This is a genomic window from Sphingomonas sp. GW821-FHT10F11 (assembly GCF_058809095.1).
Map to the genome: position 1 here is coordinate 91896 of NZ_JBXASH010000011.1, position 13299 is coordinate 105194.

The 13299-nt window shown below is 66.0% G+C and carries 12 protein-coding genes; 7 read left to right on the plus strand and 5 right to left on the minus strand.

Going from position 1 to position 13299, the window contains the following annotated elements; genetic code table 11:
• Window positions 1-30: 30 nt before the first annotated feature.
• From fliR to AC1RT8_RS22955, 5 genes are all read left to right on the plus strand, one after another.
• Window positions 31-804, plus strand: a complete 774-nt coding sequence (gene fliR / locus AC1RT8_RS22935; RefSeq protein WP_493078663.1) for a flagellar biosynthetic protein FliR — start codon at window positions 31-33, stop codon at window positions 802-804.
• Window positions 804-1931 (plus strand): flagellar type III secretion system protein FlhB, encoded by a 1128-nt coding sequence (gene flhB / locus AC1RT8_RS22940; RefSeq protein ID WP_493078664.1) that lies wholly within the window; start codon window positions 804-806, stop codon window positions 1929-1931. Before fliR ends, flhB begins: the two co-directional genes overlap by 1 nt.
• Before the next feature lie 51 nt (window positions 1932-1982).
• Complete coding sequence (gene fliD / locus AC1RT8_RS22945) at window positions 1983-3419, plus strand: flagellar filament capping protein FliD (RefSeq protein WP_493078665.1); 1437 nt, start codon at window positions 1983-1985, stop codon at window positions 3417-3419.
• A complete protein-coding gene (locus AC1RT8_RS22950) occupies window positions 3416-3814 on the plus strand; it encodes a flagellar export chaperone FliS (protein ID WP_493078666.1) in 399 nt (132 codons plus the stop codon). The genes fliD and AC1RT8_RS22950 overlap by 4 nt, the downstream gene beginning before the upstream one ends.
• A 79-nt stretch (window positions 3815-3893) precedes the next feature.
• Window positions 3894-4484: a response regulator gene (locus tag AC1RT8_RS22955; protein ID WP_493078667.1), complete on the plus strand. Its 591-nt coding sequence runs from the start codon at window positions 3894-3896 to the stop codon at window positions 4482-4484.
• An 84-nt stretch (window positions 4485-4568) separates the two neighbouring features.
• Here the strand turns inward: AC1RT8_RS22955 and AC1RT8_RS22960 are convergent, their stop codons facing one another.
• Genes AC1RT8_RS22960 through argH form a run of 5 tightly spaced genes read right to left on the minus strand, consistent with a single transcriptional unit; the run spans window position 4569 to window position 9162 of the window.
• On the minus strand, window positions 4569-5525 hold the full coding sequence (locus tag AC1RT8_RS22960) for a zinc transporter ZntB (protein WP_493078669.1): 957 nt from the start codon (window positions 5523-5525) through the stop codon (window positions 4569-4571).
• Window positions 5522-6286, minus strand: coding sequence for a precorrin-2 dehydrogenase/sirohydrochlorin ferrochelatase family protein (locus AC1RT8_RS22965; protein ID WP_493078670.1), 765 nt, complete (start codon window positions 6284-6286; stop codon window positions 5522-5524). Before AC1RT8_RS22965 ends, AC1RT8_RS22960 begins: the two co-directional genes overlap by 4 nt.
• The gene (gene lysA / locus AC1RT8_RS22970; protein ID WP_493078671.1) at window positions 6283-7545 is read right to left on the minus strand and encodes a diaminopimelate decarboxylase; all 1263 of its coding nucleotides are present in this window, start codon (window positions 7543-7545) and stop codon (window positions 6283-6285) included. Before lysA ends, AC1RT8_RS22965 begins: the two co-directional genes overlap by 4 nt.
• 4 nt (window positions 7546-7549) lie before the next feature.
• A complete protein-coding gene (locus tag AC1RT8_RS22975; protein ID WP_493078673.1) occupies window positions 7550-7795 on the minus strand; it encodes a hypothetical protein in 246 nt (81 codons plus the stop codon).
• The gene (argH, locus tag AC1RT8_RS22980) at window positions 7792-9162 is read right to left on the minus strand and encodes an argininosuccinate lyase (protein ID WP_493078710.1); all 1371 of its coding nucleotides are present in this window, start codon (window positions 9160-9162) and stop codon (window positions 7792-7794) included. The genes AC1RT8_RS22975 and argH overlap by 4 nt, the downstream gene beginning before the upstream one ends.
• 19 nt (window positions 9163-9181) lie before the next feature.
• Here argH and AC1RT8_RS22985 point away from each other — a divergent pair, with 19 nt between their 5' ends.
• Complete coding sequence (locus AC1RT8_RS22985; RefSeq protein ID WP_493078675.1) at window positions 9182-9778, plus strand: TlpA family protein disulfide reductase; 597 nt, start codon at window positions 9182-9184, stop codon at window positions 9776-9778.
• A 353-nt stretch (window positions 9779-10131) separates the two neighbouring features.
• On the plus strand, window positions 10132-13206 hold the full coding sequence (locus tag AC1RT8_RS22990; RefSeq protein ID WP_493078677.1) for a TonB-dependent receptor domain-containing protein: 3075 nt from the start codon (window positions 10132-10134) through the stop codon (window positions 13204-13206).
• Window positions 13207-13299: the final 93 nt, after the last annotated feature.

A 13299-nucleotide genomic window follows, 5' to 3' on the forward strand; every position in this document is an offset into this window, starting at 1 on the left:
ACCTTCTCCCGATGGGAGAAGGATAAGAAGATGCTAGGCTTCGGCCTCTCGATCGAGCCGCAGCTCTGGGCACTCATCTTCGTGATGGTGCGCGTCGGCGCGGCCTTCATCGCCGCGCCGGTGTTCAGCGCGGTATCGATTCCCGTCACGGTGCGCGTCACCTTGTCGGGGGCGATCGGGGTGCTCGTTCTCGCCACGCACAAGGTCGTTCCGCCCGTCGAGATCTTCGCCTTCGCGACCTTCCTCGCCATTGCCGCGGAAGCTTTGGTCGGCTTCGCGCTCGGCTTCATCCTGCAGATCGCCTTTGCCGCGCCGATGATCGCGAGCGAAATCATCGGCACCTCGATGGGCATCGGTTTCGCGTCCTCGATCGATCCGCAAAACGGCCGTTCGACCCCGGCGCTCGGCCAGTTCTTCTCGATGATGCTGACCTTGCTGTTCCTGTCGATGAACGGCCATCTCGTGCTCGTCGAGATGATCGTGAAAAGCTATGACGCGCTGCCGGTCGGTGCGGCCTGGCTGACCGCCGCGCAGCTCAAGGACATCGCCTTTTTCGGCGGCTACACCTTCCTCGCAGGCCTGCTGCTCGCGCTGCCGGTCGGCTTCCTGCTGCTGTGCCTCAATCTGATCGTCGGCATGCTGTCGCGCTCGGCCCCGGCGCTCAACCTCTTCGCGATCGGCCTGCCGACCAGCCTGGCGGTCGGCGTCGTCGCGCTCGCTTTGGCCTTCCCGGCGATGGGTGATTACATGATGGTCATCGTCACTCAGGGCCTCGCCGCCACCCAGAGCCTGGTGCTCGGCTGATGGCAGAGGAATTCGGCGAAAAGACAGAAGCCCCAACACCCAAGCGGAAGAAAGACGCCGCTGAACAGGGTGACGTCCTCCGCTCCAAGGAATTCGCCACCGCTTTGGTGATCCTGGCGGGCTGCGGCTGGCTGGCGCTGGCCGGGCCCTCGCTGATCGCGGCGTGCAAGGCCGTGATGGAAGCGAGCTTCCAGTTCGGCCGCGCCGATATCGAGGATTTCTCGCCCTTTCGGCCCCTGCTCGATTCAGGCTGGAAGCTGGCACCGTCGATCATCTCGCTGTTCGCGATCACGATCGCCGCCGCAGTGCTCAGCCAGGCCGGTCTCGGCTCGCTCAGCTTCAACGGCACGCTGCTCGCGCCCAAGGCGTCGCGCATCAATCCCGCGTCGGGGCTGAAGCGCATCCTGGGGCCGCAAGGCTGGATGGAGCTGGGCAAGTCGCTGCTCAAGGTCGTGCTGCTTGGCTCGATCGGCTATTATATGCTGCTCAAGGCATCGAAGACCTCGATCGGCCTCGTCTCCGCCGACATCAACGGCGCGATCGGTGCCCTTGGCGGTACGCTGCTGACGATCCTGTTCGTCATGGCCGGCGGGCTGGTGATCATCGCCGGCATCGACCTGCCGATCCAGATCATCCGGCTGCTCGGCAAGCTGCGCATGACCAAACAGGCAATCCGCGACGAGAACAAGGAAAGCGAAGGTTCGCCCGAGGCCAAGGGCGCGATCCGCCAGCGCCAGCGCGAGGTGATGAAGCGCGGCATGCGCCAGGCCGTGGCGGAGGCGCATGTCGTGCTGACCAACCCGACCCATTTCGCGGTTGCCTTGCGCTATGATCGCGGGGCGGACCAGGTACCCGTCGTGGTCGCCAAGGGCCGCGGCGTGATGGCGCTCGCCATCCGCGATCTGGCGGGCGAATCGGCGGTGCCGATCCTCGAATATCCGGCGATCGCCCGCGCGCTTTATTACACCAGCCGCGAGGGGCAGGAGATCCGCGACGACCTGTATCAGGCGATCGCGACGATCCTCGCCTTCGTGTTCGGCCTCAACGCCGAGGCGGGCGGCACCCCGCCGCCGGTGCCGGTGCCGGAAAGCGCGCGCTTCGACGAAAACGGGGTGAAGCAGGCCTAAAGAATCGCGCCTTCCGGCCGTTCCTCCTGGTGAAGCTTCAAGGGTTGAATCATGACGAGCACGTCCATCTCGAGCACGCTCGGCGCCGGGTCCGGTGTGGATTTCCAGGCGCTCGCCAGCCAGCTGGTCGATGCGCAATTCGCGTCCAAGCTCAAGAACCTCACCGACACCAATACGAAGCTTACCGCGCAGATCACCGGCGTCGGCCAGATCAAGAGCGGCATCACCGCCTTTTCGAGCAGCCTGACCACGCTGGTGAAGGGCGGCTCGCTCGCGACCCAGCCGACCAGCTCCAACACGGCATTGGTCAAGACGAGCGCGCTGCCCGGCGCGAAGCTCGCCGGCTTCTCCGCCTCGGTCGAGGTGCGCCAGCTCGCCGCCGCCCAATCGGCCGCGACCGGGGCACTTGCCAGCAAGACGGCCCCGATCGGCACCGGCATGCTCACCCTGACGCTCGGTACCGCGACCGTCGCCGACGGGGCGATGACGGCGTTCACCGCCGGCAGCGGCAACCCGATCAACATCGCGATCACCGCGACCAATAACAGCCTGACCGGCATCGCCGCCGCGATCAACGCGCGGAACGCGGGCGTGACCGCCTCGATCGTCAGCGATGCGGACGGATCGCGGCTGGTGCTCAAGGGCAGCACCGGTGCCGCCCAGGCCTTCACGCTCACCGCCGCCGAGAATCCCGGCTTCGAGGGCTTGTCCGCCCTCAATGTCGGCGTCGGCGCGACCGGCACGACCATCGGCAGCGTGGCCAAGGACGCGATCGTCGCGGTCGACGGCGTTGCGGTGAAGCGCTCGACCAATTCGATCAAGGACCTGATCGACGGCGTCCAGCTCGATCTGGTCGGTGCGTCGGTCGGCACGACGGTCACGCTCGGCAACAGCTCGCCGAGCGCCAACATCACGCAGTCGGTCACCGATTTCGTCGATACCTATAATCAGCTCCTGACGGTCATCAAACAGGAGACCGATTCGAAGACCGGCACGCTCGCCGCCGACCCGGCGGCCAAGGCGCTCACCCGGCAACTCGCCCAGCTCACCATCACCCGGCTGGTGCCCGGCAGCGCCACCGATGGGCCGACCACACTCGCCGATATCGGCATCTCGACCAATCGCGACGGCACCCTGTCGGTCAACGCCACCAAGCTGTCCGCGGCGCTGGCAAAGAACCCGGCCGGCGTGGAAGCGCTGTTCGCCGACGGCACCGGCGCGAGCGGCAACGGTCTGGCCGGTGCGCTCGCCGCGATCTCGGACAATGCGGTCAGCACCAAATATGGGCTGGGCGCGAGCGCCGACCGTTATTCCAAGGCGCAGGATACAATCGCCGAAAGTCAGGAAAAGATCACCGAGCAGGAGGACAAGCTCCGCACCCGGCTGACGGCGCAGTTCGCCGCGACCGACGCGCGCGTCGCCGCCTACAAGGCCACCCAGGATTATATGAAGCAGCAGGTCGACGCCTGGAACGCGTCGAAGGGATGAGCAAATACGCCAGCGCGCTGCGCGATCCCGACGCCACCTATCGCCAGATCGATCTCGTTGGCCGCACCGCCGAGGCGGACGGTCCGGCGCTGGTCCAGCTCCTCTATGAGGAGGCGGTCCATGCGCTTCGCGCGGCCGCCTGGGCCGCGGAGAATCACCAGCCCAGGATCAAGAGCGACAAGGTGACGCGTGCGACCGCGATCCTGTTCGCGCTCGAGGCCAATCTCGATCACGATGCCGGCGGTGACGTCGCCCAGACCCTCGCGCGCCTCTATGCCGGCGCGCGCCGGATGATCATCGACGCGAGCATCGGCCATGATCCGGCACCGTTCCGCGACGTCGCCTCGATGCTCGAGGAGATCGGCCAGGCCTGGCGCAGCGCCCGATCCGCGTGATCGTGGTTGCCGATCGATTAACCAAATCGTGACCGGCGCGGGATAGGGTCTTTCCACCAATAAAGTGGAACCTCGCCAGATGGATCTTTTCGGCAAGCTCGAATCGGTGGCGCAACGGCGCGGGCCGGTACGGACCATCCTCGCGGTCGACGACAGCCGGACCAACCTCAGCGTGCTCGGCCGCAGGCTCGGGCATCTCGGCTACCTCACCGTGCTCAGCGACAATGGCGCCGAAGCGCTCGACCTGATCGCCGCGCGGGGCTTCGACCTCGTCCTGCTCGACATGGTCATGCCGCGCATGTCCGGCGTCCATGTCCTCACCGAGATCCGCGGCAGCCGCGACACCGCCGACCTGCCCGTCATCATGCTGACCGGACGGAGCGATCCTTCCGCCGCGGTCGAGGCGCTGGCGGCGGGGGCGGACGATCATGTCGCCAAGCCCTTCGCCTTCGAAGTGCTCGCCGCGCGGATCGAACGCGTGCTCGCCCGCGCCCGGCGCATCGCCGAGCTGAAGCGCTCCAACGCCACGCTCGATGCCCGCATCGCCGCGCGCGCGATGGAGCTGGGCGAGACGAAGAACGCGCTCGCCGCCACCCGCGCCGATCGCCAGCGGCTGATCGCGTCGATCCAGGCGCTTAACGACGAGGTCGAGCGCTTGTCCGCTCGATAGTCACACAAATAACTGTATTATAACGATAAAATATGAGTCTGCGAGTCGGGGGATATGGGACGCACCGGTGTCCCATATCTCGGATCAGCCACGTCCGAACCAGTGCCTGCGCACGAAATAGATGATGATCCCGACCGAGACGATGGTGCATCCCGCCGTGATCGCATCGAAGGCCCAGGGCTCCTCGGCATAGGGCAGCCCTTTGACGTTCATCCCGTACAGGCCGGTGATGAAGGTCAGCGGCAGGAAGATCATCGCGGCGATCGAGATGATCAGCGACCGGCTGTCGATCTGCTCCGCGCGAAGATCGGTCAGCGCTTCGTGCATCAGCGCCGCCCGCTCGCGAATGCTTTCCAGCTCTTCCGCCATGCGCGCGGCGCGGTCGGCGGCGGCGTTGAGGTGCAGCCGGTCGTCGTCCTGAAGCCAGTCGCAGGGCAGCGCCGCCAGCTTCTCCAGCGCCGCGCGCTGCGGCGCGAGGAAACGGCGATAGCCGATCGCGGCGACGCGCACCTTGGTGACGTGGCGGCGCAGCTCGAACACCTTGTCGGCGTCGAGATCGGCCTCGCAATCGTCCAGCGTGTCGCCCAGATCGGCGACTTCGGGATCGAGGTTGCGGGTGATCGCGGTGGCGAACTCGGCGATCAGGTCGCCCGGGTCGCGGATATGCCCGCCCTCGATCGTCTCCACCACATCGTCCACCGCGACCAGCGCACGCCGCGTGACCGAGATCACCCGCCCCCGCGTCGCCCAGATGCGGACGGAGGCGAGCGGCTCGGACGAGGGTGTCTCCTCGCTCGATCGGCCGCGCAAATTGAGAAAGGCGCCGTCGCCCAAGGCGTCGCAGCGCGGCCGCGTCTCGGTCGCGGTCAGTGCCTCGACGATATAGTCGGGCGCCTCGGCTTCCTCGACCAGCCACGCCTGGGCATGCTCGTTGTTGGTGGTGAGATGGACCCAGACCAGGTCGGCATCGCTTTGCAGCGCCTGCTTGATCTCGATCCGTTCGGCCTTTCCGTTGCAGACCCGATAGGCGAAACCGCTCATGCCAGCTCCATATAGATTGCGAGTCCCGGACCCGGCTCAACCGGCGATGCTGTGCAAAGGGTCCGTGTCGCGTCAGCCCGCGCGCGATCCAGAATCGCGATCGGCACATCGGCGCGATGATAGATGCGGTCGGCCAGGCCGAGCAGCCGCGCCTCGGCGATGGTGAGATCGTCGGGGTCGGTCGAGCGCAGGCGGATCGTCACCAGCCGGCCGCCGGCGGCCGCGTCGGCCAGCCATTCCGGCACCATGTCTGCAGTGGCGATCAGTGGATCCAGTGCGCCGCCCGGGGCGAGCGCCATGCCGAGCGCGCGCCTGCGGTCGTCGATCGCCGGCAGCTTCTGCCGAAGCGCCGCCCGCGCGCGGTGGAGCGCGGTCGCCAGGCCGCCGAGGCTTGTCGGCAGGATCGTCTCGATCCGCTGACGCAATGCGGCGGCCAGCCCGGCCGAGGCCCCGCCGGTACCGATCGCGATCAGCACCGGGTCGCGGTCGATGATCGCCGGCAGGGTGAAATCGCACCAGTCGGGCCGGTCGACCGCGTTGACCAGCACGCCGCGCGCCTTCAGTCGCGCGACCGCTTCCGCGGCAAGCGTGTCGTCGGCGATCGCCACGATCGCCAGCGCCGCATCGGTCTCTTCGTCGCTGGCCACCGCGCCGGCGCGTTCGAGCAGGCGGCGTTTGGCATCGGCCGCCTCGCCCTCGCCCAGCAGGATCACCGGCCGGCCCGCCAGCCGCACGAACAGCGGCAGGCTGTGCAGGGTCACGCGGTCAGCCACTCCGGCAACCGCTCGGCGGCGATGATCGTCTCGGGCTCGATCCGGTCCGCCACCACCGCGAACCTGTCGCCATCGACCATCACCTCGGGCACCAGCGCACGGCTGTTATAGGTGCTGGCCATGGTCGCGCCGTACGCGCCCGCGGTGCGGAAGATCGCGAGGTCGCCGGATTTCACCGCATCGATATCACGCGCCATGGCGAAGGTGTCGCCGCTCTCGCAAACAGGGCCCGCGATATTGGCGATCATCCGCTCGCCGGTCGGGCGCACCGCCGCGAAGTCGTGCCAGGCGTCATACAGAGCGGGGCGGGCGAGGTCGTTCATTGCCGCATCGACGATTACATAGGGGTTGGTCACGCCGGGCTTCACCCAGATCACCCGGGTCAGCAGGATACCGGCATTGCCCGCGATCACGCGGCCGGGCTCGAACATCAGCATGACGTTCCAGCCCCTGGTCACCCGGGCGACCATCGCGCCATAGTCGGCCGGGCTCGGCGGGTTGTCGCCTGCCTTGTACGGCACGCCCAGGCCGCCGCCGAGATCGACCCGCTCGATCGGATGGCCGGCCGCGCGGAGCTGCGCGACCAGCTCGCCGACCCGGGTATAGGCCGCCTCGAGCGGCGCAAGATCGAACAGCTGGCTGCCGATATGGATGGCGATGCCGCGCATCGCGAGGCCGGGCAGGGCGGCGAGCCGGCCGAAGATCGCCGGCGCCTGGTCGATCGGCACGCCGAACTTGTTCTCGCTCTTGCCGGTCGAGATCTTGGCATGGGTGCCGGCATCGACATCGGGATTGACCCGGAGCGTCGCATTGGCGCGGATGCCCATCCCGGCGGCGAGCCCGGACAGCGCCTCGCCCTCCTCCTCGAGTTCGAGGTTGAACTGGCCGAGGCCGGCATCGAGTGCGCGCAGCAATTCGACCCGGGTCTTGCCGACCCCGGAGAACACGACATCCTCGGCTTTCATGCCCGAGGCGAGCGCGCGGGCGAGTTCGCCGCCCGACACGACGTCGGCGCCATAGCCCTCATCCGCCAGTACCTTGAGTACCGCGAGATTGGGGTTGGCCTTGATCGCATAGGCGAAATGGGCGCGCTCGACGCCGGCGAGTCCCTCGCGGAACACGCGCGCATGGCGAGTCAGCGTGGCGCGGGAATAGACATAGACCGGCGTACCGACCGCATCGGCGATGCGTTCCAGCGGAACGCCTTCGGCGTGCATCGCGCCGTCAACAAGACTGAAATGGTCCATCTGCTCAATTCGGTGGGAGGTCGTAATCGTCGCTGCGGCGTTCCTCGGAACTGCGGAGAAGCTCGTCGCTGCGGGCGGGGCGTGCCTGGTCGCTCGGTTTGAGCAGTTCCTGGGCGGTCGGCGGTTTCTCGGCACCATAGGGCGCGATCGGCAGGGCTTCGCCCTTCTGCGGTTTCAGATCCTGCCGCGCGCCGCAACCCGACAGGGTCATCGCGGCCAGGGCCGCCCCCAGGAACATGGCGCGTTTCATGATCCGCTTTCCTTCCTCGCTGCCGCGATCGCGGCCCGTACCCGCGCCGGCGCGGTGCCGCCGAAACTGGTCCGGCTGGCGACCGACGCGTCGACGCTGAGCACGTCATAGACGCGTTGATCGATCCGCGCATCGATTGCCTGCAGGTCGGCCAAAGGAATCGCATCGAGCGCGATGCCCATCTCTTCCGCCAGCTTCACCGCGCGGCCGGTGATGTGATGGGCCTCGCGGAACGGCACGCCCGTTTCGCGCACCAGCCAGTCGGCCAGGTCGGTCGCGGTCGAGAAACCGGCCTCGGCCAGCCCGCGCATCCGCTCGGTGCGGAAGGTCGCGCTCTCCACCATGCCGGTCATCGCGGCGATCGACAGGCCGAGCAGGTCGTGCGCCTCGAACACCGGCGGCTTGTCGTCCTGCATATCCTTCGAATAGGCGAGCGGCAGGCCCTTCATCGTGATCATCAGCGCGGTCAGGCAGCCGATGATCCGCCCCGAATGACCACGGACCAGCTCGGCCGCGTCGGGGTTGCGCTTCTGCGGCATGATCGACGATCCGGTCGACCATTGGTCCGACAGCGAGACGAAGCCGAAGGGCTGCGAGGCCCAGAGGATGAACTCCTCGGCAAGCCGCGACAGATGCAGCGCGCACTGCGCCGCTGCGGTCAGATATTCGATCGCGAAGTCGCGGTCGGAGACGCCGTCGAGCGAATTGCGCATCGGGCCGTCGAAGCCGAGCGCCGCCGCCGTCATCTCCCGGTCGATCGGAAAGCCCGTGCCGGCAAGCGCAGCCGACCCGAGTGGCGACCGGTTCATCCGCGCCCGCGCATCGGCGAAACGGCCCCGGTCGCGGGCGATCATCTCATGATAGGCCATCAGATGATGGCCGAGCGTCACCGGCTGCGCGCTCTGCAAATGGGTGAAGCCGGGCATCACGCTCGCGGCATGGTCGTCCGCGCGGGTCAGCAGGGCCTGCTGGAAATGCGCAAGGCCGGCATCCACCGCGTCGATTGCGTCGCGCACCCACAGCCGGAAATCGGTCGCAACCTGGTCGTTGCGCGATCGGGCGGTGTGCAGCCGGCCGGCGGCGGGGCCGATCGCCTCGGCCAGCCGCGCTTCGGTCTGCATATGGATGTCTTCGAGGACCAGATCCTCGGTGACTCCGTTAGTCTCATAATTGGCAGCGACCAGGTCGAGCCCGGCGACGATCGCGGCGACATCCTCGGCCGCGACGATGCCCTGCGCGCCGAGCATCGCGGCATGGGCTTTCGATCCGGCGACGTCCTGCTTCCACAGGCGCTTGTCGAACGGGATCGAGGCATTTATCTCGCGCATCACCGCTGCCGGCCCCTCGGCGAAGCGGCCGCCCCACATGGCATTGGATAGGTCCGACATGTCCTTCCGCTCGACGATCGTCTCTCTCCTGGCCACGGCGCTGCTGATCGGCGGCTGCGATAGGCAAGTCTCCGCGCCGGAGCAAGCAAAGCCCTCGCCCGCCGCGCCGGCACCTTCCGTGGCCCCGGCCGGCCCGAAGGAAGGCGAGAAGGTCGTGGTCGATACGATCGGCACGCTCGACCGCAGCCACAAGGGCGAGACTGCGCCTGTCGTCGCGTTCCAGGATCCGGCGGGCAAGCCGGTGACGATGGCCGCCTTTGCCGGCAAGCCGGTGCTGCTCAATCTCTGGGCGACCTGGTGCGCGCCTTGTGTCGCCGAGATGCCGACACTCGATACCCTGGCGAAGGACATGAAGGTGGTTGCCGTCAGCCAGGATTTGGGCGGGGCGGAAAAGGTCGCGCCCTTTTTCGCCAAGACGGGCCTCAAGCAGCTCCAGCCCTATCTCGATCCCAAAGTGGGGCTCAGCGTCGCGCTGAATGCGGAATTGCCGACCAGCATCCTCTATGATTCGACCGGCCATGAGGTGTGGCGGATGACCGGCGGCATGGACTGGACGACCGGAAGCGCGCGGGAACTGCTCGCCGAAGCGCACTGACCGGAAAGGGCGGCCGCCCGCTCATCGATCACGAAAACCACGGGTGACGTCGTTGCCCGCGCGCGCCTGCGCGTGTGGAGAGAACGCCCTGCGACAGCGTAGTTGACCCTTCCGCCAAATAGGGCCGAACCCGTGCTATTTTTGCACCAGCCCCGGAATCACTGACTCGGGCCGGGCCACGCATCCCATCGACTCGCTTGACGACCGTCCGAACCACCCGTAGGAATGCCGCAATTCCCGATCCTATATCATATCAAATCACAAATAAGATCGGATCGGGAGTTGAGAGGATAACCAGTCTGAAAGGGGGAACGGGGATGCGATTCTCGTCCAAAATCAAAGTAAGCGGTTCCGTGATTGCGTTGACGGCGGCGATGGTCTTCGCGCCGGGTATCGCCTTTGCGCAGAGCACGCCGTCGACCACTCAAACCGCGCCGGCTCCGGCCGAAGACGCCACGCTGCCGCAGGAAACCCTGTCGGATGGCTCCGCCGCCGATATGGGCAAGGACATCGTCGTCACCGGCACCAGCATCAAGGGTGTCGCGCCGATCGGGTCGAACCTCGTGTCCGTCGGTCAGGCGACGATCGAGAAGACGGCGCCGATCAACGTCTCGCAGCTCGTCAACACCGTTCCCGCGATCACGACGTCGGGCTCGGTTGCCCAGGGCGAGAACGCCTATTCCTATTATTCGCCGCAGATCCACAGCCTCGCCGGCTCGTCATCGAACACCACCCTGGTGATCATGGACGGCCTGCGCCTGCCGGGTGGTGGTACGCAGTTCGCCCAGACCGATCCCAACATCATCCCGATCGGCGCCGTCGAGCGCGTCGAGGTCCTCGCCGACGGCGCGTCCTCGGTCTATGGTTCGGACGCCGTCGCGGGCGTGGTCAACTTCATCACCCGCCGGACCTATGACGGCCTCGAGGTGAATGGCCGCTACGGCTTTGCCGACGCCTATCACAATTTCGACATCAACGGCATCTGGGGCACGAAATGGGATAGCGGCGGCGTCTATATCGCGGGCTCGTACAGCAAGGGCAGCACGCTCTTCAACAAGGACCGGCCGTTCGCGAGCCTGGGCGATTTCCGTCCGGTTGGCGGCACCAACACCAACAGCTTCGCCTGCAGCCCGGCGACGATCCAGGTGACGAGTGTCAATGGCCTGCCGGCGGCGCCGTCGGGTGTTTTCCTGTCGCCCAGCGCGACGAGCACGGTGGCCAACCAGTCGGTCAATGCGCCCTGCAACAACTCGGTCTATGGCGTGCTGCTGTCGGGCCAGTGGCGCGCGAACACCATGATGAAGGTGTATAACGAGTTCGGCGACAAGTTCCGTATCACTGCGATGCTGAACTACAATATCCAGAAGACGAATTCGCCGAACAGCCCGGGCACGCTCACCAACGCCACGGTCTTTGGTGCAAATCGCGGCTTCTGCGCAGCCCGCGACGCACTGCAAAACTGCACTTCCTACCCTCAGGTGAACCCGTTCTTCGTCGCTCCGGCCGGTGCGCCGAACGCGAACCAGGAAACGATCAGCTGGCTCGCGCTGCGCGACGACGGCAACTACGGCTATAGCGAATCCGAGTCGGACTCGATCTACGCCACCTTCGTCGCCGAATATGATCTGAGCGATAGCTGGACCGTGAAGTTCAGCGACGCGTTCGGCCGGAACCGTTCCGCGCTGAACACGATCGACGGCTTCTGCACCTCGTGCGCCCTGCTCGCGCTGAACGGGACTGCCCAGACCACCGGCAGCACCACGACGAGCGACGTCGCCGGCCAGAACGTGATCGCGCTGAACCTGCCGCTCACCACAGCCAATGCGCTCGACGTCTGGAATACGGGTTCGGCCAACCGCACTTCGCAGGCGGTTCTCCGGTCGCTCTACGGGTCGGACTCGCAGAACACGAACTTCAACACGTTCAACCAGATGAAGCTCGATTTCCAGGGCGGCGTGTTCAACCTGCCGGGCGGCGAAGTGAAGATCGCGTTTGGCGGCGAGCATTACTGGGCTGACGAAACCCAGAAGATCAATGGTTCGAACGGTACGGGCCCATCGGTGACGGGTGCGACCTTCCGCCAGTATATGTACGCCCGCACGGTCAACTCGGCCTATGCGGAAATCGTCATCCCGGTGATCTCACCCGACATGGAAATTCCTTTCTTCCGCAAGGTCGATCTGGATATCTCGGGGCGCTACGACAGCTATAGCGACGTCGGGGACACCACGAACCCGAAGTTCGCGGCGAACTGGGAAGTGTTCGAGGGCGTCAAGCTCCGCGGTAACTATGCGACCGCTTTCGTGGCGCCGCCGCTCGCGGTGATCGGCGACCCGAGCCAGGGCTATCTCTATGCCTCGGGCAGCGTCGGGCAGCAGAACGGCGCGATTGTCGTCCCCGTCGCCAATTACTTGAATGTCAGGGACGTTCCCAACGCCGTCATCACCGGGACCACGACGCCGTGCTCCACCGTGAGTGCGACGAATCCGGGATCCACCACCTGCTCGATCGGCGCCAGCAACAATTTCGGCCTGCGTCGTCAGCTTGGCGGCGGTTTCTCGAACATGGTGCCGCAGAAGGGTACGAGCTACTCGTTCGGTCTCGATCTGGCGCCGCGCTTCATCCCCGGTTTCACGGCGGCAGTGACCTGGTTCCACAACCAGTTCATCGGTGGCGTGAGTTCGCCGAGCCCGACGGCGATCGTGAATTCGGCCGGTCTGCGCAACCTGCTCCAGATCTATCCGAACGGCGCGACACAAGCGCAGATCGACGCATTCGCGAATCTCGCAAATGGGGCGACGATCTCCGGCGCGGTTCCAGGCACGGTGTATTTCACCCTCGACCAGAGCTCGCGCAATGCGCTCAACCTGACGGTGGAAGGCATCGACTTCCAGGCGTCCTATCGCACCGCGATCGGTGATTTCGGTAACTTTACCGTCGGCATGAGCGGTACCTATTTCACGAAGTTCCGCCAGAACTTCGGTGGGGGTACCGAATTCAGCATCCTGAACACTTCGGGCTACAACACGACCTTCCCGTCGGTTCAGTACAAGCATCGTGCCCAGCTGGGTTGGGAACTGGGCGGCATCTCGGCCGACCTGTTCTGGAACCATACGGGTTCGTACCGGAACTGGATCAGCACCTCGGTGATCCCGATCACGACGAACTCGGTCGGCAACCCCACTGGCGGCGGCGACAAGGTCAAGGCCGACAACACCTTCGACCTGCACCTCCAGTACACGGTCAAGAGCGACGGCATGTTCAACGGCTGGCAGGCCTATGTCGATGTGAAGAACCTCTTCGACACCGACCCGCCTTTCTACAACGGCAACACCGCCGGCATCATCGGCGGCGCCTGGGGCTACAACGGCTTCGTGTCGAACCCGCTCGGGCGCCAGATCGCGGTGGGCCTGCGGACGAAGTTCTGATCCTCCTCTCCCGCCCGTCCCTTCGGGGGCGGGCGGGCCTTTTCTCTACCAAGCGGAACAAGACGGTCATGACGATCAGCAAGCGGGAACGGA

Coding starts and splice junctions, on each gene's coding strand:
- fliR (WP_493078663.1), top strand. CDS start 31: ATGCTAGGCTTCGGCCTCTCGATCGAGCCGCAGCTCTGGGCACTCATC.
- flhB (WP_493078664.1), top strand. CDS start 804: ATGGCAGAGGAATTCGGCGAAAAGACAGAAGCCCCAACACCCAAGCGG.
- fliD (WP_493078665.1), top strand. CDS start 1,983: ATGACGAGCACGTCCATCTCGAGCACGCTCGGCGCCGGGTCCGGTGTG.
- AC1RT8_RS22950 (WP_493078666.1), top strand. CDS start 3,416: ATGAGCAAATACGCCAGCGCGCTGCGCGATCCCGACGCCACCTATCGC.
- AC1RT8_RS22955 (WP_493078667.1), top strand. CDS start 3,894: ATGGATCTTTTCGGCAAGCTCGAATCGGTGGCGCAACGGCGCGGGCCG.
- AC1RT8_RS22960 (WP_493078669.1), bottom strand. CDS start 5,525: ATGAGCGGTTTCGCCTATCGGGTCTGCAACGGAAAGGCCGAACGGATC.
- lysA (WP_493078671.1), bottom strand. CDS start 7,545: ATGGACCATTTCAGTCTTGTTGACGGCGCGATGCACGCCGAAGGCGTT.
- AC1RT8_RS22975 (WP_493078673.1), bottom strand. CDS start 7,795: ATGAAACGCGCCATGTTCCTGGGGGCGGCCCTGGCCGCGATGACCCTG.
- argH (WP_493078710.1), bottom strand. CDS start 9,162: ATGTGGGGCGGCCGCTTCGCCGAGGGGCCGGCAGCGGTGATGCGCGAG.
- AC1RT8_RS22985 (WP_493078675.1), top strand. CDS start 9,182: ATGTCCTTCCGCTCGACGATCGTCTCTCTCCTGGCCACGGCGCTGCTG.